This window comes from Tenacibaculum amylolyticum (genome assembly GCF_964511145.1).
Lineage (GTDB): Bacteria > Bacteroidota > Bacteroidia > Flavobacteriales > Flavobacteriaceae > Polaribacter > Polaribacter amylolyticum.
Map to the genome: position 1 here is coordinate 99,469 of NZ_CAZEFZ010000001.1, position 25,830 is coordinate 125,298.

The following is a 25,830-nucleotide window of genomic DNA, read 5'->3' on the forward strand; positions in this document are numbered from 1 at the left end:
TTTTAGGGGATTAGTATTACATTAATTGGAATTCTGGCGCGTTAACCATTTGTGTTATCAGTGCGTTTAAACGAGGTTTTACAACAGTATCGTCGTTTGAGCCTTCGTATCCAAGCCAAGCATTCGTCCAGTAATAATCAGGGAAGCCTTCGAGTAAGTTTTCTGCAAAATAAGTTTTGCGTTCATCGCTAATTGGTTCAGAATATAAATAATCAGCAAGCTCAGTAATTAATTCTGTTGCCAATGAAGGTTGACTCATGTTTTCCTTTATGAAAGTAGGAATGTCTAATTCTGCATGAATTCTAGCATTATTTCTGATTTTATTTCTTCCAGATAGAAGGCTTTCAATGAGTTTGTAACGACCTAAAACAGTATTGGAAGAAAACCAGTGACGATCAAAATCTGGACTTTGGTAGTGAGCAGGGTAACCTGCTACAGAATCTGGTGCCCATAACGTCATTCCAGCGGTGTTTAAATAAAAACTATGTATGAAATTAAAGAATTTATAAAAGTAGTCTGCTTGTGTAAGTGGATGTGGAATGTCTAGTTTAAAAAATGAAATTACTTCGTTTAATAATTGTAACGGACTTTTTACAATGCTACCTATTATTTCATCGCTTTCGTTAGTGTCGTCAGAATCGTAGAAATGTTGTGAGGTAAGTAGTTTTTTTACTGTTGGCAAAATCTCGTAATTATTATCTTTTAATTCTAAAGCTAATGGTTTTATAATATTTTCTTCTATATCTGCTTCCCATTCGCTTTTTACGAAATATCTATATAGTTTTCTAGTGAAAGAAATTGCAGTTGCTTCTTTGCTAAAAACCATTTCTACAAAGTCGTCCAATTCTTGTAAAATGCCTTCTTCAGTATCGCTCCCAGTAATTACAGTATTGTCGAAAGCGTGACTGAAAGTTTTGTCGTTTTTATCATGTTTATTGATGTTAATTTCTCCTTTGGGTAAATTAGTGTCCGAGTCTACGAGTTGTCGGTTTGTTTTAATTTTAATCCCAGAAAAAACTTTAGCCGCCTGTTGTACATCTATTTCAGTGTAGTTAGTATAATCTCCACTGCCCACTTGTTCTGCTTTTAGAATGGTAAATAATTCTAAAAATTCTCTGGAATAATTTTCATTAGGATTATTCGCGTTGTTCTGTGTGTTGTCTAAATAATCTAACATGGAATTATCAAAGGTGATTTTCTTTGATAAAGTTTTAATATTTCCAAAGGCGTAGTGTTCTAATAAACGTAAATGATCGTAAAAGTGCGTTGCGGCACCTGATCCGTCATCTTTAGATACTGTGAAAGAGGTGTGTAAAAAAAAGGTTAGTTTCTGTTTTAGAGAATTTTGTTGCATTCCATTATACCACCACCAAGAAGTTATGATTCTTCTTTTTCTGGGTTGGCTACTAAAAGATCTGGGATCTTGTGTAGAAGAGGTCCAGTTTCCATCTGGATTTCCTTCTGGTCTTGGGTCGTAAGGTTCAGACCATAAATTTGGTTGGTCTTCTATGAGTTTATCAAATGCTTGTTCTGGTGTAAGTAAAGCAAAGGCAGATAATGTTTCTTTAGAGTAATCAAAAGAGGTTCTACGTAATAAATGTTTGGCTTTACGTAAACCTAAAGTTTGAGTGTGTTGATCTAAGTTCATTTTTAGGGGAAATGTATATGTTGTTAGTTTTCAATGCTTTTTAACTTAGAGGGTTCTTCGTAAAAATAGAAAACATTTTCCCTGAAAACGAAAAAAGGCCGAAGTTATTTTCAGCCTTTTTTATTTTTTAATCTATGTTAATTTAACCTAAGAAAGGATATCTGTAATCAGATGGAGAAACAAAAGTTTCTTTAATTAACCTTGGAGATACCCAACGTAATAAGTTTTGAGCAGAACCAGCTTTGTCATTTGTTCCAGAAGCTCTTGCTCCACCAAATGGCTGTTGTCCTACCACGGCACCTGTTGGTTTGTCATTAATATAGAAGTTTCCTGCGCAATTTTCTAAAGCTTTTGTAGCTTCAGTAATAGCGTATCTATCTGTAGAGAATACAGCTCCTGTTAATGCATATTCAGAAGTTGCGTCAACTAATTTTAATGTATCAGCCCAATCAGCGTCATCATAAACATATATTGTAACTACAGGTCCAAATAATTCAGTACACATTGTTGTATATTTTGGATCTTTAGCTAAAATTACTGTTGGTTGAATAAAATATCCTTTAGATTTATCGTAATTACCACCAGCTACGATTTCAGCATCTGCGTCTTCTTTAACTTGGTCGATATATTTAGCTAATTTATCAAAAGAACCTTCGTGAATTACAGCAGTAATGAAATTACTCATATCTTCTGGAGATCCCATTTTAAAAGAAGCGATATCTTCTTTTACATATCCTAAAACTTCTTCTGCCATTGATTTTGGTAAATATACCCTAGATGCAGCAGAACATTTTTGTCCTTGGAATTCAAAAGCTCCTCTTGTAATTCCAGTAGCAACTTGTTTTGGATTTGCAGAAGGATGTGCAATGATAAAGTCTTTACCTCCAGTTTCTCCTACAATTCTTGGGTATGTTTTATAGTTGTGGATGTTCTCACCAATCTTTTTCCATAATTCTTTGAATACAAAAGTAGAACCAGTGAAGTGTAATCCAGCAAAATCTGGAGAAGCTAAAACTGTATTTGTAATTTCAACAGGGTCTCCCATTACCATGTTAATAACACCGTCAGGTAAACCAGCTTCTTTAAATACTTCCATGATTACATTTGCTGAAAATACTTGGCTGTCAGATGGCTTCCATACAACAGTGTTCCCCATCATAGCGGCAGAAGCAGGTAAGTTACCAGCAATTGCAGTAAAGTTAAATGGAGTGATTGCATAAATAAATCCTTCAAGTGGTCTATATTCTACGCGATTCCAGATTCCGTCATCAGAATTTGGTTGCTCACTATAGATATCTGACATAAACTCTACGTTAAAACGTAAAAAGTCTATAAACTCACAAGCAGCATCAATTTCTGCTTGATGAATTGTTTTAGATTGCGCAATCATGGTTGCAGCATTGATTTTTGCACGGTAAGGACCAGCGATTAATTCTGCAGCACGTAAGAAAATTGCAGCTCTTTGCTCCCAAGGCATTTGGCTCCATTGGTTACGAGCTTCTAATGCAGTAGCAATAGCTTCTTCCGTGTGTGCTTTACCTCCAATATGGTATGTTCCTACAACATGTTGATGATCATGTGGAGGAGTCATTGTACGTGTATCTCCAGTTCTAACTTCTTTGCTACCAATGTACATTGGTACATCTACATTTCCGTTAAAATATGCTTTATATTGTTTTGAAACTGTTTCTCTTTCAGGCGAACCAGGTGCGTATCCTTTTACAGGCTCATTTATTGCAACAGGTACATTGAAAAATCCTTTTCCCATGGTTGTTTGTTTATTGAATTTATATATGATAATTTTGGTTTTGCAAATGTACGATTTTTAGGGTGTTTTTTGTAATGTTTCTTATTAAGATACAACTATATAAATCGTTAAACTTTTAAAAAAGAACTGAATGTGTACTGTTAGCTATTTACCTTTAGGAGGAAATGATTTTATTCTTACATCGAATAGAGATGAAAACCCAAAAAGAGAAACACTGCCTCCAAAAGAATATAACGAAGATGGAATAAGTCTAATCTATCCAAAAGATAAATTAGCAGGTGGTACTTGGATAGGGTTAAGCGAAAACAATCGTTTAATTTGTTTGTTGAATGGTGGTTATGAAAATCATGAGAGAGCGGCGTCTTATAGGGCAAGTAGAGGAGTTATTGTAAAGCAATTGTTAAAAGCAGATAATGCTGTTACTATGATTGAGCAGTTTGACTTAAATGGTATTGAGCCATTTACAATTGTATTGGTAGATTGGAATGATAATTTAAATGCTTACGAATTAGTGTGGACTGGAAAAGAGAAGAATTTCAGAAAACTTGAAGAAAAACCACATATTTGGTCTAGCTCAACATTATATACTGAAGAAATGAAACAATTGAGAAGAGATTGGTTTGCTAATTGGTTGAAAGACAAAAAAGCATACGAGCAATCTGAAATTATTTCATTTCATTTAGATGATACTAAGGAAGCGCATGTTTCTCCAAAAATGAAAAGAGAATTTGTAGAGACAGTAAGTGTTACTTCAGTAAAAAAAGAAGAAGAACAAGTGTCTTTACAGTATCACGATGTATTAAATGATTTGTTAACTCGTACAAATCAAAATAGAGCAAAAGCCGATAAGCCTACTAATAACGCACCAATGATTGCTAAAAACATATAAACAGAGTTTATCATAATATATTTAATCATGGTTTTAAAGAAACCTTGACCGTAAAACTTTTTCATTGCTATAAATAAATATAGTAAGAATAGTAAGGTGAATATGCCTATATAATCTGTTGATGGATTTAAAATGATGCTTGCAATTAAAAATATTGTAAGCAGTAAGAAAAATACAGTTTGTGTGTGGAATACAAAGATTAAATGCTCTACATAAGTATATCTTCTTCTGATGTATAAAAACTTTAAAGCAAGCGTAAAAATAGGAAGGAAGATAAATAAAGATATTGAGCTGTATGATAATACTTTGCTTAGTAGCATGTTTCTTTTTTCTTTTTCTTTAAAGAATGTGTTGGCAAGTCGAGCTCTGTCGTATAAAAAACGGTTAAAAAATGTTTTTTCATACTCTAAGCTATCAAGTGCAGCATCAATCTCTATATCTTTATGATCTCTATTGAATGAAATGAATTTGTCAATTCTAACATTACTACTGTCTCCAAAAAACGAAATTTGATTGGGTATTTTAGACTTGTTTCTTTGGGTGTTTTTAACAGTGTCTAAAACAGCTAGTAGTTGTTTTTGGGTAGTTGAATCGATTGGAATATTTTGAGTTTCAATTTTTTCGTTGAAAACATTCTTTAAAGAATCAATAGCGGCTTCTTGTGCTATATTTTCGGTTGTGTTTTGAGCTTTCTTTTTTTTATTTAACTCTTGAAATTTATCGTAAGTATCAGATAGACCGAGGATTAAAAAGAATATAATTGAAACGCTTAAATAAAATCGAAAAGGGTTTGTGTATCTGTTTCTTTTTCCTTCAATATAGTCTTTTGAAACTTTTCCTGGAGAGATTAAAAGTGGAATTAGAGTTCTCCAAAATTTAGCATCCCAAGAAAAAAAACCGGCAAAGACTTCTTTGATAAAACTTTTGACAGTGATCTTACTTCCTTTGTTTTTTTGGCCACAATTAGGACAAAAGATTTCATTTCCAAAAAATGGATGCCCACAGTTTAAACAATTAGCATCTAGAATTTTTACTAGCTGATTTTTTTTAGCCATTTAATTAAGCGTAGGAGTTGTAGTTAGTTGAAATGTTGGGATGTCTACTAAGAATTCTTCAGAAGTTTTGGTGTTTATCATTTTATAATTTCCACCCATAGCTCCTATAGAAGACATTAAAAAACAGTTCGATCGATAGTTGTATTCTTCATTAGGCTTTATTACTGGGGTTTGTCCAACTACACCTTCTCCCTCTACGTACTCTGTATCGTTTAATGAGTCGTAAATTGCCCAAAACCGTTCTAATAACTGAACTGTCTCTTTAGAGTCGTTTTTTATAGTAACGAAATAACTAAAGGCATAATGTTGCATGTAACCGCGATATATTGTTCCGTTATAAACAGTTTTCACAGATATTTTGATCCCCTTTGTGATTTGCTGAAACATAATAATAAATGTAATCTTTTTTATTGAATGTTACAACTTATGGAAGTGATTATCTATTTTGATTAAAAAAACCGTTTCCGACACCTATAGCTCTGTAAAATAAAGCACCAAAAGGTTTGTAATATACAATCACAGTATACTCATTTTCAGTTTGAAAAAAAGAACCACTTATTTCGGTTAAGTTTACTTCTTTGTTTTTATTGGCGGTAACATACATGTAATTATAAAAGCCTTGTTTTAAAAGAATGGACGCTTCATAGGTGTTTTCAGAGCTATTATATGTCATTTTATTGCTATCTGTTAGCTCATAATTATTAAAAGCACCATATACATAAACGTCTTTATTTCTATAAGGTTCGTCAACTTCAAGTGAAAAATGCATCATAGCATAATCTGCTTCAGTGTTTTCATCTTCGGCGTCTAATGTTCTAATAATGAAATTTCCATTAATATCTGGGTTGTATGTGTAAGGTTTGTATGTTCTATCTATATCTGTATAGAGGTAGTTGTGAAATAAATCTTCTCGTGTTGTTTTTGCGATGTTTACGTTGGTGTTTCTAATGTATTTATTGTCGAAATTAAGAAACTCGTTTCCTCCTAAGAAGTTGGTTTTTTGAGTGTAATTATAAATCAATCGATCTGTTCTTATGAACAAAGGCGGGATGTTTGTAACAGTAGTATTCCAATTGTTGTTTTGAAATAATTGTACTTGGATTTCTTGAAAAGGATTATTGATAGATAAACCTTGGTGATTGATTATAAATTGAACTGTTTGTTCTGTGTTATTATTTAAAGTTTCTCTACTTCTTAATACGTTTACACCTACTGTTGTTAGGTTTTCGTAAAAAACACATCTTCTTGTGAATAATACATTATCATCGTCGTCTAATACTGAAATTATATAATTACCACTTTTTGTAATGATTGTGTTTTGATTGGGTATTTGAACATTATAATGCGTATAGCTTTGTAAGGTGTTAAAAGAGTTTGTGATGTTAATGATGTAGTTTTGATCAAAGCCATTTATGTATTGATTTGACTGTAAATTACTAGGCTTCCAATCATAAGTCATGTGTTCTATTTTATATTGATAATCTTTATTGTCGGCTTCTAAATCATCAAAAGAAAGATCTAAAACAGAACCTAGAGGTACTATTGGTTGCGCTGCTTCATTTCCGTAAGGGTGTAACTGAACTGTTTTAATCTCTTGACTTATTAGGGGTAAGCTAATGAAGAAAAAATATAAAATACTTAATTGTTTATACATCATAAAAACAAAAATATCAAATTGTAAGCCAAACAACAATTAATTATTTAGAACAAATATAAATAAGAGGCTTATTGTAAGATATAGTCGTAATTAACTACATGTCGTTTTTAAAATTTTTAAATTTGCATGTTTTTTAAGAAAATCAAATACATTAGTTACTATGTCAAAAGACATCCGTATAAAAAAAGGGCTTGATATAAAGCTCGTTGGCGAAGCAAAGCAAGTAACTGCCGAACTTCCTTTAGGTAGTGTTTTTGCTATAAAGCCAGATGATTTTCACGGCGTTATCCCTAAGATTTTAGCGAAAGAAGGTACAGAAGTAAAAGCTGGTGAAGCACTTTTTTACAATAAAAGTGACGAGCGTATTTTATTTCCTAGTCCTGTTAGTGGTAAAGTTACAGAGATTGTTCGTGGAGCTCGTAGAAAAGTTTTAGAAATTAAAATTACAACTAACGGAACTCAGGAGTACAAAGATTTTGGAAAGGTAGATGTAAACTCAATGTCTGGAGAAGAAGTGAAAAATCACTTATTTGCTTCAGGATGTTGGCCGTTTATCAAACAACGTCCGTATGATGTTGTTGCAAACCCAAACCAAGCTCCTAAAGCTATTTTCGTTTCAGGATACAATAGCGCGCCTTTAGCAGCAGATTATGATTATGTTTTAGAAGGAAAAGAAGCTGAATTACAAGAAGCAATTACAGCTTTAACAAAACTAACAGAAGGAAAAGTACACGTTTCAGTTGGTTCTTCTAAATCACCGTTTGCAACTATAAAAGGTATAGAGTTACATACAGTATCTGGGCCACACCCTGTAGGAAACGTAAGTACACAAATAGCACAAGTAAATCCTATTAATAAAGGAGAAGTTGTGTGGGTAGTTACACCTCAAGATTTGGTTGTAATAGGAGAATTATTACTAACTGGTAAATTCAATGTAAAGCGTACTGTAGCTGTTACCGGTTCTAAAATTAATGAACCAAAATATGTAACAGTATTTGCTGGAGCTCAAGTAAAAGATATTGTTAAAGGAAATATTAACGATGATAATACACGTATTATCAGTGGTAATGTTTTATCAGGACTTCAAGTTTCAGAGAATGGTTTTATAGGATATTATGATAACCAAGTTACAGCAATTCCAGAAGGAGACGATTATGAATTCTTCGGTTGGAACAAGCCTATCTTCAATAAAATATCTACATCTAGAGCGTTAACATTCTCTTGGTTAAATCCAAAGAAGAAATACGATCTTAATACAAATACTAACGGAGAGCACAGAGCTTTTGTAGTAACTGGTTCTTACGAAGAGGTATTTCCATTAGATATATACCCAATGCAATTATTAAAAGCTTGTTTATATAACGATCTTGATGAAATGGAAGGTCTAGGAGCTTACGAAGTTGCTCCAGAAGATTTTGCATTAACAGAATTTATTTGTGTATCAAAACAGCCTCATCAAAAAATCATTCGTGAAGGATTAGATTTAATGAGAGCAGAATTAGGATAAGATATGGGCTTAAAACAAAATTTACATAATTTAAAAGAGAAATATAAAGGTACTAAAATGGCACCTGCGTTTAACGCAATCCATACCTTTTTATATTTGCCTAATGAGACTACACATGGAGGAACTCATATAAAGGCAGCAGATGATTTAAAAAGAACAATGAATATTGTAATCATGGCTTTAGTTCCATGTTTATTATTCGGAATGTTCAACGCAGGTTATCAGCATCATTTAGCTACAGGAGAGATTGAAAGAGTAACAGGTTTCTTTAGTGGTAGTTTTTGGAACTTTGATAACTTATGGGTAGGAGCTTTAAAAATCTTACCATTAGTATTAGTTTCATATGTAGTAGGATTAGTAATTGAATTTATCTTTGCTGTAATTAAAGGACACGAAGTTGAAGAAGGTTACTTAGTAACAGGAATGTTAGTTCCGTTAATCGTACCAGTAGATTTACCACTTTGGATGTTAGCTGTTGCAGTTATTTTTGGAGTTGTAATTGGTAAAGAAGTATTTGGAGGAACTGGAATGAACATCTTAAATCCAGCCTTAACAATTCGTGCATTCTTATTCTTTGCTTATCCAACTTGGATGTCTGGAGATAAAGTATGGGTATATGGAGCAGATCCTCGTGTTGGAATGCTAGGACAAAATGGAGTTCCAGATGCTATTTCAGGAGAAACTATTTTAGGAAGTTTAGCACAATCACAACCATTAAACTATTCTGTATCAGAAATGTTCTTCGGATTTATTCCAGGTTCTGTAGGAGAAACGTCTACATTATTAATCTTATTAGGGGCTTTATTCTTAATCTTTACGAAGATAGGAAGCTGGAGAATTATGTTATCTGCAGTATTAGGAGCTTTAGTAATGGGATACATTTTCAATTTAGTTGTAGATGCAGGAGTTATTACTGAAACAAGTAAGTTCTACGGACTAATGAGTCTAGATTTCTGGAAGCACTTAATTATTGGAGGTTTTGCATTTGGAGCAGTTTATATGGCTACAGATCCAGTAACAGCTTCACAAACAAATAAAGGAAAATGGATTTACGGATTCTTAATTGGTTTCATTTCAATTATGATTCGTGTATTCAATCCAGCGTATCCAGAAGGGGTAATGTTAGCAATCTTATTAATGAATGTATTTGCTCCAACAATCGACCATTACGTGGTACAAGGAAACATAAAGAAAAGATTAAAACGAGCTAAAGTTAAAACTGCTTAATTATGAGTAATAGAACAGACAGTAATGTATATACAATGCTATTTGCCATAGGAATGGTATTAGTAGTAGGTGCGTTGTTAGCTTTTACTGCTTCTTCTTTAAGTGGTAGAATTAAAGCAAATAAAGAGATAGAAAAGCAACAAAACATTTTATACGCAATGGGCGTAAACGAAAATGATGAGAGTAGCGTAATTTTTGTCTCTAAAGATAAAGTAAGCGAAGAGTTTTCCAAGTATATCAAGAAGCAATTAGTTATTGAAGGAGATAAAACTACAGAAGATGATAAAGCTTATTTAATCGATATTAAAAAGCAACAAGCATTAGCAAAAGAAGGAAAAACAAGAAAATTACCATTATTTATTGGAGAGAGAGAAGGAAAAACTTTTTATATCGCTCCAATTAGAGGTAAAGGTCTTTGGGATGCTATTTGGGGATATGTTGCCATGGATAAAGACATGGTAGTACAAGGAGTATTTTTCGATCATAAAGGAGAAACACCAGGTTTAGGAGCTAACATTAAGCAACGTTTCTTTATGGATGATTTTACTGGAGAATACATGATGAGTGCTGGAGATTTTGTTGGAATCAAAGTTTCTAAATCAAATGCAGACCCAAAAAATGAAGATAAAAAAGATCATGAGGTAGATGCAATTGCAGGAGCAACAATTACTGGAGACGGTGTTGCAGCAATGCTTAAAACTGAGTTGAAATTGTACGTACCTTACTTTAAAACATTAAAATAATTATGGGACTTTTATCAAAAAAAGACGCAAAATTAATTACAGATCCATTAGCGGATAATAACCCAATTACTATTCAAGTATTAGGTATTTGTTCTGCACTTGCGATTACTGCTGAATTACAAGCGTCAATCGTAATGTCAATCTCAGTATTATTTGTATTGGGAGTAGGAAACGTAGTAATCTCTTTAATGAGAAATATTATTCCATCTAAAATTAGAATTATTGTACAGTTAATCGTAGTTGCTGCATTGGTAATTATTGTAGACCAAGTATTGAAAGCTTTTGCTTATGAATTAAGTAAAACACTATCGGTATTCGTAGGACTAATTATTACAAACTGTATTATTATGGGACGTTTTGAAGCTTTTGCTTTAGGAAATGGACCATGGAAATCATTCTTAGATGGTATAGGAAATGCAATGGGATATGCAGTGATTTTAATTATTGTAGGATTCTTTAGAGAATTATTAGGTTCTGGTACTTTATTAGGTTTTAAAGTATTAGGAGACCCAATTGAAAAGACAGGGTTGTACGAATACGGATATGAAAATAACGGATTTATGTTATTATCACCTATGGCCTTAATAGTTGTAGGAATTATTATTTGGGTACAACGTAGTAGAAATAAAGCATTAATCGAGGATTAAACTTTTTCAATAAATCTTTTAGAGTACAATTGAGAAAGAGAAAATATAAAATATGGAACATTTAGAATTATTTTTTAAGTCGATATTTATAGATAACATGGTATTTGCTACATTCTTAGGAATGTGTTCATACTTAGCCGTATCTAAAAAAGTTTCAACGGCTGTAGGTTTAGGAGCTGCGGTAATATTCGTATTAGCTGTAACCGTTCCTGTAAACTGGTTGTTAGATCAATATTTATTACAACCTGGAGCTTTATCTTGGTTAGGTGCAGAATATGCAGATTATGATTTAAGCTTTTTATCGTTTATCATGTTTATTGCAACCATTGCAACCATGGTACAATTAGTTGAGATTATTGTAGAAAAATTCGCGCCAGCATTATATAACTCATTAGGTATTTTCTTACCATTAATTGCTGTAAACTGTGCAATTTTAGGAGGATCATTATTCATGCAATCTCGTGAAATTCCAACATTCGGATTATCATTTGTATATGGAGTAGGATCAGGAATCGGTTGGTTCTTAGCAATTTTAGCTATTGCAGCAATCCGTGAAAAAATTAGATATTCTCAAGTACCAGGACCTTTAAGAGGTTTAGGGATTACATTCATCATTACTGGTTTAATGGCTATTGGGTTCATGAGCTTTGGAGGAATGTTAACAGGAGGAGACGAGCCTGCAGAGAAGAAAGAAGCTCCTAAAGCAGAAGTGAAAGTAGAAAACAAGAAGGAAGATACTGTAAAGGACGCAGAGAAATTAGCAACGAACACTAAAGAAATTATAGAATAATGATGTTTTTAGAAGTAAGTACAGGAGGAACAATTTCAATAACAGTAATCGCTTTCTTAGCAGTTATCTTGTTATTAGTAGGATTATTATTATTTGTTAAGCAAAAGTTAGCACCATCTGGACCTGTTAAAATTACAATTAACGGAGAAAAAACAATTGAGGTGCCATCTGGAGGAACATTATTATCTACTTTAGGAAACCAGAAAATATTTTTACCATCAGCTTGTGGTGGTGGTGGATCTTGTGTTCAGTGTGAATGTCATGTAAACTCAGGAGGAGGAGAAGCATTACCAACTGAAACACCTCACTTTACAAGAAAAGAATTACAACACGGAATTCGTTTAGCTTGTCAGGTTAAGGTAAAACAAGATATGGACATCTCTATTCCAGAAGAAATTTTTGGAATTAAGAAGTGGGAAGCTGTTGTTGTAAGAAACTACAACGTAGCAACTTTTATTAAAGAGTTTGTAGTTGAAATTCCTGAAGAAATGGATTACAAAGCAGGTGGATATATTCAAATTGAGATACCACCATGTGAAGTAAAATATGCTGATATGGATATTTCTGCACACCCAGATGATCATCCAGGTGAGCCAGATAAATTTAAGGCAGATTGGGAAAAGTTTGGATTATGGCCATTAGTAATGAAGAATGATGACACTGTAGAAAGAGCATACTCTATGGCTTCTTACCCAGCAGAAGGAAGAGAAATCATGTTAAATGTTCGTGTGGCAACACCTCCTTTTGATCGTGCTAAAGGCGGATGGATGGATGTTAATCCAGGAGTAGCTTCTTCTTATATTTTTAACCAAAAGCCAGGAGATAAAGTAACGATTTCAGGACCTTATGGTGAATTCTTTATTAATGACTCTGAAGCAGAAATGTTATATGTAGGTGGTGGAGCAGGTATGGCGCCAATGCGTTCACATATTTATCACTTATTTAGAACATTAAAAACTGGTAGAAAAGTAACTTATTGGTATGGAGGTCGTTCTAAAGCAGAATTGTTCTATATTCACTATTTTAGAGCATTAGAGAAAGATTTTCCAAACTTTAAATTCTACTTGGCATTATCAGAGCCATTAGAGCAAGATAACTGGAAAGTTAAAACAGATATTAATGATGAAGCAGGAGATGGGTTTGTTGGTTTTATTCACCAAGTTGTAATAGACCAATATTTATCTAAACATGATAGTCCTGAAGATTTAGAATTATATTTCTGTGGACCACCATTAATGAACAAAGCAGTACAAAAAATGGGTGAAGATTTTGGTCTTGATGACGAAAATATCCGTTTTGATGACTTTGGAGGATAAAATAACTTCAAATAATATATACAAACCAGCATTCGTGCTGGTTTTTTTGTATATATTTAATCAATGGTTACACGTCTACAACTATTGTTATTGCTATTCTGTGCTATATTTGTTGTAAGAGCTCAAGATATAGACAGTACTTACATTGCTATTCAGAAAAAACTTGATACAGCAACTACAAAAGAATCAAGATTAGAGCTATTATTACAAATAGGAGATTACCTTTTAGAAAAAGATATATACAAAGCGCAAGATTATTTTAAAAAAGCTCAAAGTTTAGTAAACGAAGATGATTTTGCTAATAAAGCTAAAGTATTTAAATTCTTAGGAAGTGCAGCCCACCGTCAAGGAGATTACAGCGAAACATTAATGTATTATATGAAGTCAAAAGACTTCTACGAAAAGATTCATGATACAGCTAATGTTGCTAATATTTTATTGAAAGAAGGGATGGTATACAAGCAATCCAGAGAGAACAATAAAGCGATTAAAAAGTATAAAGAATGTATACGTTTAGCTAAAAAGATTAATGATTCTTCATTAATAGGTAGAAGTTATTTAACCATGGGAGGCTCATACAGAAGACTCCGAAAATTAGATTCCTCTTTTTACTATTATAACAAAGCGATGGCTATTTTTAAAAGCCTTAAAAATGAAGTCAAAATTAGCAATGTAAGAAATGATTTAGCGATTATTTACGGATTTCAAAAGAGATATGATAAAGCTCTTGAGACACATCTAAATAATTTAGATTTTGTTAAGAAAAATCATGGGAAAACTAACTTGGCAGTAACTTACTTTAATATTGCATATTCTTATTTCAAATTAAAAGATTACAAAACATCATTAATATACTTAGATTCATCTCATACAGTTGCTAAAAATGGAGGTTTTAAACAAAGATTATCAAGAATAGCAGATGTAAGGAGTAGAGTATATGCAGAAATGCAAGACTTTGAAAAAGCTTATGAATACCAAATAATATTTAAAAAGTATTCAGATACCATTTTCGACTTAAAAAAGCAAAAACAACTAAAAGAATTAGAACTTAAAAATACTTTTAATAAAGAAAAGAAAGAATTAGAAGTTGTAGCAAATGAGAAAGAAATGAAATCGAGATTGTATCTAATGTTGTTTGTTTTAATTCTTGTATTTGGAAGTACTATAGGTTTTTTAGTTTGGAGAGATTATAAGGCGAGAACACAAATTGTAAAAAGTAAGTATGAGAAGGAAAAATTAAAAAAAGAAGTATTGTCTCAAAAAGTAAAAGCATCTGAAACAGAACTAAAGCATTTGATTGCAGATAATACGATGAGATTAGAGTTTATCAAACAATTATCAAAACAAATAAAACAAGATAAAGATTCTAGTGAATCTAAAAGTGTGCAAGAGTATGCTAATCTATTACTGTTAAAATTACAGCAACAAATTACTACAGAAAATAAACTATCGCTTTTACAGGATAAAATTAATGCGGTTAATCAAGAATTTGATAAACATATTATAAACTTATACCCAAACCTAACAAAAACTGAAAGAGAAGTATGTAGTTTACTACGTTTAAATTTATCCATTAAAGAAATTGCTTCAATAAGAAATTCAAGCATCGATTCTATAAAAGCATTACGTTATAGAATTCGAAAAAAAATGGAAGTACCAAAACAACAAGAACTCGAAAGTTTTATTCAAAATTTATTTGCTTAGATAGGTATAAAAAAGCCTAAAAAAGTAAAAATCCTACAAATCCTAGTGAATATATAGGATTTTTTTTTGAAGTAACTTTAAGATGAGGGTTAATTTATTAACATTTTTTTAAGAAAGTGATTTAGGGGTTAAATACTTGTAATTGTGTCGTTTAAAAAATGTCACTTTTTGTCACTGTAAATTTAACACTATTGCACTGATAGTTTTTATATACTTGCGCCAGTAAAAACTAAAACATTACTCACTACTATAGGTAATTTTTCCCTAGAATCAATAATCCCTAATCCACATAGTGAATTTACCCAAAATTAGTAGTTATATAGACCAGCAGTCTGAGGGGATGCTGGTCTTTTTTTATATAGTAAAATAGCCACTTCGGAAATTAATTTGCTACACTCGTAAACTTTCTAGCTTACTTTATCTAATTTTTGAATTCTTTTGGTCTCATAATCACCCATTTCGGGTGATTATCAAGAAACATGTATCACTTAATTTTGTTTTAACATAAAAGGGGGGAATATTTATGAACTGTCCAAAATGCAAATCTTTTTCTGTGAGGAGGAAGAAGAGACGACTACTGGAAAAACTAATGTTTTTAAATAAGAAAAAATTTAAATGCTACGATTGTAAAGAAGTTTTTTTCTCGTACTAATTTTCTATATAAAAAGGAGGGAGGGTTTTCACAACCACAATTAGTTTTTTTAACCAGCATCGAAAGGTGTTGGTTTTCTATTTAGAGTAGGTTTGTCAACGAAAAAAACTTCCGTATCTTTAACCTTTGTAACTTTTAAATAAACCCAAGAATGGATTACGGAAAAGAATTTGAAAAATATGCTACCAAACATCATGGAATTAGTAGTACATATTATAATCAAATAACAAGCAGTCTTACGCCATATATTATGGAAGAACGTCAGTTAAATATTACTCAAATGGACGTTTTTTCAAGATTAATGATGGATAGGATTATATTCTTAGGAACTGGAATTAACGATCAGGTTGCGAATGTAATTCAAGCACAATTATTGTTCTTAGAAAGTGTAGACGCAAGCAAAGATATTTCTATATATATAAACTCTCCAGGTGGTGGTGTATATGCTGGATTAGGTATTTATGATACGATGCAATTCATTAAACCAGATGTAGCTACTATTTGTACAGGAATTGCTGCTTCTATGGGAGCTGTTTTAATGTGTGCAGGAGAAAAAGGAAAGCGTTCTGCCTTACCACATTCAAGAATTATGATTCATCAACCATTAGGAGGAGCACAAGGACAAGCTTCTGATATGGAAATTACGGTTAAAGAGATCGGAAAATTAAAAACAGAATTATACAATATTATATCTAAACACTCAGGTCAAACGTACGATAAAGTATATGAAGACTCAGATCGTGATTATTGGATGAAAGCTGAAGAAGCTAAGGAATATGGTATGATTGATGAAATTCTTAGCAGAAAATAAATAAGAGCTAAGAATTAAAAATGAAAGCGTAGTTATAGTAGAAAAGATAAAATGTCACAAGATCAAAATTTAGAATGCTCGTTTTGCGGGAGGAAAAAAGCAGAGACAGATTTACTTATTGCAGGAATGGATGCCCATATTTGCGATAAATGTATAGAGCAGGCACACGGTATAGTAGAAGAAGAGATAGCTGAAGCAAAAACAACAAGTCTTAGTAATGATTTAATTCTTAGAAAACCAAAAGAAATTAAATCTTTTCTAGATGAGTATATTGTAGGACAAGAGCAAACTAAAAAAGCAATGTCTGTGGCAGTATATAATCACTATAAAAGATTATTACAAACAAAAAGTCCTTCAGACGGTGTAGAAATAGAAAAATCGAATATTGTACTTGTTGGAGAAACAGGTACAGGAAAAACATTAGTAGCAAGAACTATTGCTAAAATGCTAAATGTTCCTTTTTCTATTGTAGATGCAACAGTTTTAACGCAAGCAGGATATGTTGGTGAAGATGTAGAAAGTATTTTAAGTAGACTTTTACAAGCTGCCGACTATGATGTAGAAAAAGCAGAAAGAGGAATTGTATTTATAGATGAAATTGATAAAATCGCTCGTAAAGGAGACAATCCATCTATTACCAGAGATGTATCTGGAGAAGGAGTACAACAAGCACTACTAAAATTATTAGAAGGAGCAGTTGTAAATGTCGCTCCAAAAGGTGGTAGAAAACACCCAGAGCAAAAATTCATTCAAGTAAATACAAAAGATATTCTTTTTGTAGCTGGTGGAGCTTTTTCGGGAATTGATAGAATTATCAGTAAACGATTAAATATGCAAGCTGTAGGATATAGTGCTTCTATAGATGAAGATAAAATAGATGAAGACAATCTATTACAATACATTATTCCTGCAGATTTAAAATCTTTTGGATTAATTCCAGAGATCATAGGTCGTTTGCCAGTGTTGAGCTACATGAATCCTCTAGATGCAAAAACGCTAAGAGCTATTTTAACAGAGCCTAAAAACTCAATTATAAAGCAATATACAAAGCTATTTAGCATGGATGACGTTGAGTTTACCATGACAGAAGAAGCTTTACAATATATTGTAGATATGGCTGTAGAATATCGATTAGGAGCTAGAGGTTTACGTTCTTTATGTGAAGCAATTTTAACAGATGCAATGTTTGAGTTACCAGGTTCAGATATTAAAGAATTTGAAGTAACAAAAGATTATGCTGAAGAAAAATTGACGAAGAAAGCTTTACAAAAATTAAAGGCTGCCTCATAAAAAACAAATAAAAAGACAGTAAACAAGCCTCGCAAAAACTATATTTGCGAGGTTTTTTATCTTTAACATATGATTACTAAGCAAACCATAGACCAAGTTTTTGAAACTGCCCGTGTAGAGGAAGTAATAGGAGAGTTTGTACAGTTAAAAAAAGCAGGAAGTAATTTTAAAGGATTGAGTCCGTTTGTGGATGAAAAAACACCATCCTTTATGGTATCTCCTGTAAAGCAAATTTGGAAAGATTTTAGTACAGGAAAAGGAGGAAATGCCATTACTTTTTTAATGGAACATGAGCATTTTTCGTATCCTGAAGCTATTCGCTGGTTAGCAAAAAAGTATAACATAGAAATTGAAGAATCTGAGCAAACAGATGAGCAAAAAAAACAAATAAATGAAAGAGAAAGTATGTTCTTAGTATCCAAGTATGCAAAGGACTATTTTCATGATATATTAATGAATACTCAAAAAGGTAGGGCTATTGGATTGTCTTACTTTAAAGAAAGAGGATTCCGAGAAGATACAATAGAAAAGTTTGATTTAGGATATTGTAAAGATCAATGGGATGATTTTACAAAAACAGCTTTGCAAAAAGGCTATGATTTAAAATATCTAAAAGCTACAGGACTTACCATTGTTAAAGAAGGGGGAGAACGCGATAGAATGTTCGATCGATTCAAAGGTCGTGTAATGTTTCCAATTCATAGCATGTCTGGTAGAATCTTAGGATTTGGAGGACGTATACTAACAAACGATAAAAAAGCAGCTAAATATTTAAACTCACCAGAAAGTGAAATATACCATAAGAGTAAAATTCTTTATGGAATTTATCATGCTAAAAAAGAAATAGCAAAACAAGACAATTGCTTCTTGGTTGAAGGATATACAGATGTAATTTCATTTCATCAATCTGGAATCGAAAATGTTGTGGCGTCATCTGGAACAGCTTTAACACCAGATCAAATACGATTAGTTAATAGATTAACGAATAATATTACGGTACTTTTCGATGGAGATGCAGCAGGAATTAGAGCTTCTATAAGAGGTATTGACTTAATTCTGGAGCAAGGAATGAATGTAAAAGTAGTTACCTTTCCAGAAGGAGAAGATCCAGATAGTTATGCAAAAGCAAATTCAGATGCAGATTTAAAGGCATATTTAGAGAAAAACGCGCAAGACTTTATCAATTTTAAAGTGTCTTTGTTAATGGAAGACGCGCAGAATGATCCTGTTAAAAAAGCGGGATTAATTAGAGGTATTGTAACGAGTATTGCTAAGATTCCAGATGGTATTCAACGAGAAGTGTATATTCAAGAATGTGCACGAATTATGGATATTTCTGAGCGAGTATTGTTTAGCGAATTAGCACAGCTTATTAATAAAGGGCAAAAAGAAGTTCAGAAAACAACACAGCAAAATAAACAGCCTCAATTACAACCTTTAGCGAAGAAGAAAGAAGAAACAAAAGTTAATAGTTTATTACTATTAGAAAAAGAAGTAATACGAATACTATTATTGTATGGAAATGAAGAAGTAGCTTTTGTGAATTGGGTACATGCATTCAATAAATTCGGAAAGCCAATTTTAGAAAAAGAAGAATATACCAATACTGTTTCTAATGAGTTGTATTTGAATTTACAAGAAGACGAAATTGAATTCACAAATGAAGTATTTCAATTAGTTTATCACGAAATTATTCATCAGCTCAATCAAGATGAAAAAATTTCAATAGAAAGATTAGTAGGGAATGAGAATCCATCTATTTCTAGTTTAGTTACTAATATTTTAATGGACGAAGAAAAGTACACATTAAGCGATTGGGAACGTAAAGAAGTATTTGTTACTGAAACAGCCAAAATTCTACCTAAATTAGTTACAGATGCTATATTAAACCTTAGAAGAGTATTAATTGAAACTAAAATCAATGCTATTATAAAGGAAGCGCAAGAAGAGGAAGGACAAACACCCGATTTTGAAGAAGTAACCAATTATATAGAGTTGAAAAAATTACTTTATGAGAAATTGAATAGGGTAGTATAAAACTATTTTTAGTAAAAAGATACTAATTAGTTTTTATAAGGTTAGTTATTTGATAAACAGTGTTTTGGTTTTTTTACCTGTGTTAAATATCAAAAAATGCAATCGCTACTGGTAGGGAAATTAAGAATTCAGTTGTTATAATAGTATATAATCAATAATAAGATATTCTTTTTGAGCGAAAATAACCAGTGTGTTTTAAGTATTTAACATTTTTTTATATATTCGTACACGAAAAAAAAGAATCAGAAACAAAACTATTAGAAACTATGAGAAAATTGCTTCAAATTTTTAAGCTAATTCTGTTATTTATAGAATTGCCATTCCAAATATCTAACGGACACAAGAAGCGTGCGTATAAGAAAATCAAACAGTTAATGATTTCTTCTAACCTACTTTAATGTTGTAGGAATTTCACAAACAGGAATTGGTACCATTTTATGTTGGTTAATACGATTTAAGCGTGTGTAAATACTGTATACTTCTTTTTGACGTCCCTCAAAATCCTCCAACACTTTACCTTGATTTTGCATTTGCATAGCCCATTCCAATTCATCATAAGAAGCTCCAATTTGATCTTCATCTGTTCTACTATCACCAAATAAACCATCTGTAGGTTGTGCTTTTTGAATTGATTCAGGAACCTCTAAAAAAGTAGCCAAAGCATATACTTCAGATTTAACAAGATCGGCTATTGGACTTAAATCAACGCCACCGTCTCCATATTTAGTAAAGAACCCAACGCCAAAATCTTCTACTTTATTTCCCGTACCAGCCACTAATAAACTATGTAAACCAGCAAAATAATATAAAGTAGTCATACGTAAACGAGCACGAGTATTTGCTAAAGACAAATCTAATTTAGGAGAAGCTTCTTGCTCAGGAACTACTGCTTTAAAATCTTCAAAAGTAGAAGTCAAATTTACACGTACATCAGAAACATTAGAAAAACGCTCTTTTAATTGTGTGATATGCTCTTGCGCTCTGTTTACCTGGCTTTGTGCTTGATGAATAGGTATCTCTACACATAAAGTAGGTAAACCAGTATTTGCACATAGTGTAGAAGTAACAGCAGAATCTATACCACCAGATACTCCAACAACAAAGCCTTTTACTTTTGCATTTTCAGCATAATCTCTTAACCAATTAGTAATATATTCAGCAACTTTAGGAGTATTCATGTTATACGATTTTAGTAAATTCGAAGTTTAATAATTGAACGTAAATATAGGTAATTCATGCGAAAAATTGTAAGTCTTTTAATGCTGCTAATGATTGTTTTTTCCTGTAAAAAGGAAAATAAATTAAAAGTAGATGTTTCTCAAATTAATGCTGAAGTGAAAGTAGGTAGATTTGATATTGACTTTTACACGTCTACAGCAGAGACTTTAGCAAAAACAAAACAGATTTATCCAATATTATTTCCTCATGATATAGATTCTGTTTGGATGAATAAAATTAATAATAAAGATGAGCAAGAACTTTTTGTAGAGACTCAAAAAGTCTTCAAAGATTTTTACCCACAAGAAAAAGAATTGGAGAAATTATTTCAATATGTAAAATATTATAACCCTAATTTTCAGGAACCAGTTGTTATTACTGTATTAACGAATATAGATTATGATAACAGAGTATTGTATGATAAAGGGTTTCTATTAATTTCTTTAGATAGTTACTTAGGAGCTACTCATGAATTCTATGGAGATTATCCAGAATATATAAAACAAAACAACCGTAAAGAGCATTTAATTGTAGATGTAGCCAATGCAATTGTTAATACACAAATGCATCCAAATACAGAAAGGAACTTTATAGATAAGATGATTTATGAAGGAAAAAAGATGTATGTGTTAGATGCATATTTGCCAGAGGTTTCCGATAGAGAAAAAATAGGATATAGTGAAGAAAAATTTGATTGGGCAGTAGCAAGCGAAGAACAAATATGGAAGTATTTTGTAGAAAAAGGATTGTTATATGATACGAGTTTAAAATTGAATCAACGTTTCTTAGATGTAGCACCTTTTTCTAAATTTTATTTGGGAGAAGATAACCTTTCTCCAGGACGAATTGGAGTTTGGATAGGTTGGCAAATTGTACGTTCATATATGCAGAATAATGACGTATCTTTGCCGGAACTTTTGCAAACAAAAGAAGACGAAATTTTTAAAAAATCTAAATACAAACCAAGACACTGATGGCAATAGTACATACTTCAGAGATAAAATTTAAAGTAGGATTAGATGAGAATAAAGTTCCTGAAGAAATTACATGGAACGCTCAAGATGGAGGAATAAATAATGAACCTTCTAAAGCAATTATGTTATCTGTATGGGATCACAATCAAAAAGATACGTTACGTATGGATTTATGGACTAAAGATATGCCTGTAGATGAAATGAAGCAGTTTTTTCATCAAACATTAGTTTCTATGGCAGATACTTTTGAAAGAGCCACAGATGATGAAAGAATGAGTGCAACTATGCGTGATTTTTGCGATTATTTTGCAGAAAAATTAGAATTAATTAAGAAGTAAGTAATTACTTATTTTTAATAAAACTTATCTAAAGATCAAGAATCATAATTCTTGATCTTTTTTAATATAGTTTTGTAATCTTCTTTACTACTTACAAAATCGAGTTCAGAAACATCAATAACCAAAATATTTAAATCTTGTTGCGTTTTGATAAAATTACTGTAACCATCATGGATCTTCTCTAGATAGGTAGCCTCAATATTTTGCTCGTAAGCTCTTCCGCGTTTTTGTATGTTTTGTAGTAAACGATCTGTATTTTGATATAAGTATACATACAAATCGGGCTTTACAATCTCTTTATACATCAAATCAAACATTTTTCTATATAAAGTATACTCATCATCCTGTAAAGTGATTTGAGCGAATATAAGCGATTTAAATATGTAATAATCTGATACGATGAAGTTCTTAAATAAATCAAACTGTGCTAAGTCGTCAGAAAGCTGTTGGTAACGATCTGCTAAAAAACTCATTTCTAAAGGAAATGCATAGCGCTCTTCATCTTTATAGAACTTAGGTAAGAAAGGGTTGTCTGCAAAACGCTCTAAAACAATTTTAGCGTTAAATTCATCAGACATCATATTAGAAAGCGTTGTTTTACCAGCTCCAATATTCCCTTCTATGGCTATATAATTGTATTTCTCTGCAATAGAAATTGGTCTAACAAGCACTTGTTCTATTTTAGTAATTTCCGAAGCATCATCACATGCAGCCAAACAAGCATTGATATGCTTTTTTTCTATAGGATGCATTGTAGTTGCGGCAATTTCAGCTAGTGGAACTAACGTAAATTTACGAGCTAACATCCTAGGATGTGGTACAATTAAATCTGGAGAAAAAATAATCTCATCATCAAATAATAAGATGTCTAAATCAATTAAGCGATCGGTATATGTTGTACTATCTTTTCGAATTCTTCCGAGTTCTTTCTCAATAATTAATAGGCGTGTAATTAATTCTTCTGGAGGTAAATAGGTAGAAACTTTAATACAAGTATTATAAAAGTTGTCACTGTCAAAACCCCAAGAAGCGGTTTCGTATACTGAAGCTACCTTTAAAACACTACCAATTTCTTCTGCTATTAAATCAATAGCATTTTGTAGGTTTTCAAACTTATTCCCCTGATTGGTACCTAACGACAGATATGTAATTCGTTGTATTTTCAATACATTTATTTGGTAGCGCAAAGAAACAAAAAGCATAAAAAAAATCGCCAATTTTCATTGACGATTTATTAACTATTTTAATAAGGACTTATGCCTCTTTTTTCTCACCTCTTGGTTTTCTATCCTCTTTAGAAGGTTTTCTGTCTTCTCTAGGCTTTCTCTCTTCTCTTGGAGGTCTTGGTAATAATGCTTTTCTAGATACTTTCTCTTTACGAGTTTTAGGATCTACACCAAAGTATTTTACATCAATTATATCACCAATATTTACAACATCAGTAACATTATTTGTACGTTCCCAAGCTAATTCAGAAATATGTAATAATACTTCATTTCCAGGAGCGTCAGTATATTCAACAACCGCACCAAAATCAAGAATTTTAACAACTTTAGTTTCGTAAACGCTTCCTTTTTCAGGTTTAAAAGTTATAGAATCTATTCTAGCTAATACTTTATCAATACCTTCTTGGTTTGTTCCTAAAATCTCAACAATTCCTTCTTCAGTAACTTCATCCTCATTAATTACAATTGTAGTTTCAGTTTCTTTTTGTAATTCTTGAATATGCTTACCTCCAGGTCCAATTACAGCACCAATATACTCTCCAGCAATACGTACAGTAACCATTTTTGGAGCGTGTGCTTTAACTTCTGAGTTTGGTTGAGCAATTGTGTCCGTTAATTTTTCTAAAATATGTAAACGACCATCACGAGCTTGCTTTAAGGCTTTTACTAAAATCTCATAAGAAAGACCTTTGATTTTAATATCCATTTGACAAGCAGTAATTCCATCTGCAGTACCCGTAACTTTAAAATCCATATCTCCTAAGTGATCTTCATCACCTAAAATATCAGATAATACAGCATAACGATCTCCATCAGAAATTAATCCCATGGCAATTCCAGAAACAGGTTTCTTTAATTGTACTCCAGCATCCATTAATGCCATTGTACCAGAACAAACAGTTGCCATAGAAGAAGAACCGTTACTTTCTAATACTTCAGAAACAACACGAACAGTATAAGGACAGTCTTCTGGAACCATTCCTTGTAATGCACGTTGTGCTAAATTTCCGTGTCCAATTTCACGACGAGAAGTTCCTCTTATAGGTCTAGCTTCTCCTGTAGAAAATGGAGGGAAGTTATAGTGTAAGTAAAAACGCTCTTCGTCTTGTAATGTAGGAGAGTCGATCATATTCGCATCTCTAGAGGTTCCTAATGTAACTGTAGCTAATGCTTGCGTTTCTCCTCTTGTAAAAATTGATGAACCGTGGGTTCTTGGTAAATAATCTACCTCACACCAAATTGGTCTAATATCTGTAGTAGTACGTCCATCTAAACGTAAACCTTCATTTAATGTTAAATCACGTACGGCTGCTTTATGTGCTTTACTAAAGTATTTAGAAACTAAATCTCCAATTTCTTCTAATTCTTCTTCAGTAAACATTGCTAATACTTCATCTTTAACTTCAGAAAAAGCTAATCCTCTTTCTTGTTTAGATGTTCCTTTTTTAGCAATATCATAACACTTTTGGTACGTTGCTTCGTGAATTTTAGCTGCTAATTCTTCATCTTCTGCTTCACCTTCATATTCACGAGTTTCTTTTTTACCAACAGCTTCAGCTAATGCAACCTGAGCATCACATTGTACTTTAATAGCTTCATGTGCAACTCGGATAGCTTCTGCCATTTCTTCTTCAGAAACCTCATCCATTTCACCTTCTACCATAGCTACGAATTCACTAGAAGCACCTACCATTAAATCGATATCTGCTTCTTGTAATTGAGCTCTACTAGGGTTAATAATGAATTCTCCATTAACGCGCACTACACGTACTTCTGAAATTGGAGCTTCAAATGGAATATCTGATAACTGAATAGCTGTAGACGCTGCTAATCCTGCCAATGCATCTGGCATAACTTCTGGGTCATGAGACATTAATTGAATCATTACCTGCGTTTCAGCATGATAATCTTTTGGGAATAAAGGACGTAAAACACGATCTACTAAACGCATTGTTAAGATTTCCTCGTTACTTGGTCTAGCTTCACGTTTCATAAAACCACCTGGGTACCTTCCCGCAGCGGCAAATTTTTCTCTATAATCTACTGTTAGAGGTAAAAAATCAATGCCTGGATTTGCAGTTCTTGCAGAAACTACAGTTGCCAATAACATTGTGTCTCCCATTTTTACAACAACAGAACCATCTGCTTGTTTTGCTAACTTTCCTGTTTCTAATGTAATAGTTCTTCCGTCTCCAAGTTCAATAACTTGGCTAAATACTTTTGGAATCATAAAATGTTTTTTTCTAATAAAAAATTTTCGTTGTGTGTTGTGTTGTTGTGTGTTGTTCCAATGGAAGTAATAAATACTTATTTATAAGGATTGTAGCACAAGC

Annotated in this window: 21 protein-coding genes; 13 read left to right on the top strand and 8 right to left on the bottom strand. The window is 32.3% G+C overall.

From position 1 onward, the window contains the following. Positions 1 to 16 precede the first annotated feature (16 nt). A complete protein-coding gene (locus ACKTTC_RS00455) occupies positions 17 to 1,648 on the bottom strand; it encodes a DUF1800 family protein (protein WP_408037293.1) in 1,632 nt (543 codons plus the stop codon). A gap of 142 nt (positions 1,649 to 1,790) precedes the next feature. Continuing rightward, positions 1,791 to 3,416: an L-glutamate gamma-semialdehyde dehydrogenase gene (gene pruA, locus ACKTTC_RS00460; RefSeq protein WP_408037294.1), complete on the bottom strand. Its 1,626-nt coding sequence runs from the start codon at positions 3,414 to 3,416 to the stop codon at positions 1,791 to 1,793. Between the two features lie 130 nt (positions 3,417 to 3,546). On the opposite strand from pruA, the gene ACKTTC_RS00465 reads away from it, so the two are divergent. Then, positions 3,547 to 4,305: an NRDE family protein gene (locus ACKTTC_RS00465; RefSeq protein WP_408037295.1), complete on the top strand. Its 759-nt coding sequence runs from the start codon at positions 3,547 to 3,549 to the stop codon at positions 4,303 to 4,305. On the opposite strand, the gene ACKTTC_RS00470 is transcribed toward ACKTTC_RS00465, so the two are convergent. From ACKTTC_RS00470 to ACKTTC_RS00480, 3 genes are read right to left on the bottom strand one after another with little or no spacing between them, the layout of a single operon-like run. Then, a complete protein-coding gene (locus tag ACKTTC_RS00470) occupies positions 4,242 to 5,360 on the bottom strand; it encodes a DUF3667 domain-containing protein (protein WP_408037296.1) in 1,119 nt (372 codons plus the stop codon). The two genes, ACKTTC_RS00465 and ACKTTC_RS00470, sit on opposite strands and share 64 nt — an antisense overlap. Continuing rightward, a complete protein-coding gene (apaG, locus tag ACKTTC_RS00475) occupies positions 5,361 to 5,747 on the bottom strand; it encodes a Co2+/Mg2+ efflux protein ApaG (protein ID WP_408037297.1) in 387 nt (128 codons plus the stop codon). A gap of 49 nt (positions 5,748 to 5,796) precedes the next feature. Next, a complete protein-coding gene (locus ACKTTC_RS00480; RefSeq protein WP_408037298.1) occupies positions 5,797 to 7,017 on the bottom strand; it encodes a type IX secretion system plug protein in 1,221 nt (406 codons plus the stop codon). A gap of 160 nt (positions 7,018 to 7,177) precedes the next feature. Here ACKTTC_RS00480 and ACKTTC_RS00485 point away from each other — a divergent pair, with 160 nt between their 5' ends. The 10 genes from ACKTTC_RS00485 to dnaG all read left to right on the top strand — a co-directional run bounded on the left by ACKTTC_RS00485 (position 7,178) and on the right by dnaG (position 19,741). Beyond that, entirely contained in the window at positions 7,178 to 8,524 is a 1,347-nt protein-coding gene (locus ACKTTC_RS00485; protein WP_408037299.1) for a Na(+)-translocating NADH-quinone reductase subunit A, read from the top strand. Between the two features lie 3 nt (positions 8,525 to 8,527). Then, complete coding sequence (locus ACKTTC_RS00490; RefSeq protein WP_408037300.1) at positions 8,528 to 9,751, top strand: NADH:ubiquinone reductase (Na(+)-transporting) subunit B; 1,224 nt, start codon at positions 8,528 to 8,530, stop codon at positions 9,749 to 9,751. A 2-nt stretch (positions 9,752 to 9,753) separates the two neighbouring features. Further along, a complete protein-coding gene (locus tag ACKTTC_RS00495) occupies positions 9,754 to 10,494 on the top strand; it encodes a Na(+)-translocating NADH-quinone reductase subunit C (RefSeq protein WP_408037301.1) in 741 nt (246 codons plus the stop codon). Between the two features lie 2 nt (positions 10,495 to 10,496). Further along, positions 10,497 to 11,141: an NADH:ubiquinone reductase (Na(+)-transporting) subunit D gene (locus ACKTTC_RS00500; protein ID WP_408037302.1), complete on the top strand. Its 645-nt coding sequence runs from the start codon at positions 10,497 to 10,499 to the stop codon at positions 11,139 to 11,141. Positions 11,142 to 11,193: 52 nt separating this feature from the next. Further along, on the top strand, positions 11,194 to 11,931 hold the full coding sequence (gene nqrE, locus ACKTTC_RS00505) for an NADH:ubiquinone reductase (Na(+)-transporting) subunit E (RefSeq protein ID WP_408037303.1): 738 nt from the start codon (positions 11,194 to 11,196) through the stop codon (positions 11,929 to 11,931). 2 nt (positions 11,932 to 11,933) lie between these two features. Further along, positions 11,934 to 13,247, top strand: a complete 1,314-nt coding sequence (gene nqrF / locus ACKTTC_RS00510) for an NADH:ubiquinone reductase (Na(+)-transporting) subunit F (RefSeq protein WP_408037346.1) — start codon at positions 11,934 to 11,936, stop codon at positions 13,245 to 13,247. Positions 13,248 to 13,310: 63 nt separating this feature from the next. Then, positions 13,311 to 14,951, top strand: coding sequence for a tetratricopeptide repeat protein (locus ACKTTC_RS00515; protein WP_408037304.1), 1,641 nt, complete (start codon positions 13,311 to 13,313; stop codon positions 14,949 to 14,951). Between the two features lie 803 nt (positions 14,952 to 15,754). After that, on the top strand, positions 15,755 to 16,414 hold the full coding sequence (gene clpP / locus ACKTTC_RS00520; RefSeq protein ID WP_408037305.1) for an ATP-dependent Clp endopeptidase proteolytic subunit ClpP: 660 nt from the start codon (positions 15,755 to 15,757) through the stop codon (positions 16,412 to 16,414). A gap of 51 nt (positions 16,415 to 16,465) precedes the next feature. After that, positions 16,466 to 17,704, top strand: coding sequence for an ATP-dependent Clp protease ATP-binding subunit ClpX (gene clpX, locus ACKTTC_RS00525; protein ID WP_408037306.1), 1,239 nt, complete (start codon positions 16,466 to 16,468; stop codon positions 17,702 to 17,704). A 69-nt stretch (positions 17,705 to 17,773) separates the two neighbouring features. Then, positions 17,774 to 19,741 carry a DNA primase gene (gene dnaG / locus ACKTTC_RS00530; RefSeq protein WP_408037307.1) on the top strand — a complete coding sequence of 656 codons (1,968 nt, stop codon included), beginning with the start codon at positions 17,774 to 17,776 and terminating at the stop codon, positions 19,739 to 19,741. A gap of 389 nt (positions 19,742 to 20,130) precedes the next feature. Here the strand turns inward: dnaG and nadE are convergent, their stop codons facing one another. Further along, the gene (gene nadE, locus ACKTTC_RS00535; protein WP_408037308.1) at positions 20,131 to 20,919 is read right to left on the bottom strand and encodes an NAD(+) synthase; all 789 of its coding nucleotides are present in this window, start codon (positions 20,917 to 20,919) and stop codon (positions 20,131 to 20,133) included. Positions 20,920 to 20,976: 57 nt separating this feature from the next. Between nadE and gldB the strand changes: the two genes are divergently transcribed. Continuing rightward, positions 20,977 to 21,933, top strand: a complete 957-nt coding sequence (gene gldB, locus ACKTTC_RS00540; RefSeq protein ID WP_408037309.1) for a gliding motility lipoprotein GldB — start codon at positions 20,977 to 20,979, stop codon at positions 21,931 to 21,933. After that, the gene (gene gldC, locus ACKTTC_RS00545) at positions 21,933 to 22,271 is read left to right on the top strand and encodes a gliding motility protein GldC (protein ID WP_408037310.1); all 339 of its coding nucleotides are present in this window, start codon (positions 21,933 to 21,935) and stop codon (positions 22,269 to 22,271) included. Before gldB ends, gldC begins: the two co-directional genes overlap by 1 nt. Positions 22,272 to 22,306: 35 nt before the next feature. On the opposite strand, the gene folK is transcribed toward gldC, so the two are convergent. Further along, positions 22,307 to 23,437: a 2-amino-4-hydroxy-6-hydroxymethyldihydropteridine diphosphokinase gene (gene folK / locus ACKTTC_RS00550; RefSeq protein WP_408037311.1), complete on the bottom strand. Its 1,131-nt coding sequence runs from the start codon at positions 23,435 to 23,437 to the stop codon at positions 22,307 to 22,309. Positions 23,438 to 23,525: 88 nt separating this feature from the next. Next, positions 23,526 to 25,727, bottom strand: coding sequence for a polyribonucleotide nucleotidyltransferase (locus ACKTTC_RS00555; RefSeq protein ID WP_408037312.1), 2,202 nt, complete (start codon positions 25,725 to 25,727; stop codon positions 23,526 to 23,528). Between the last annotated feature and the right edge of the window lie 103 nt (positions 25,728 to 25,830).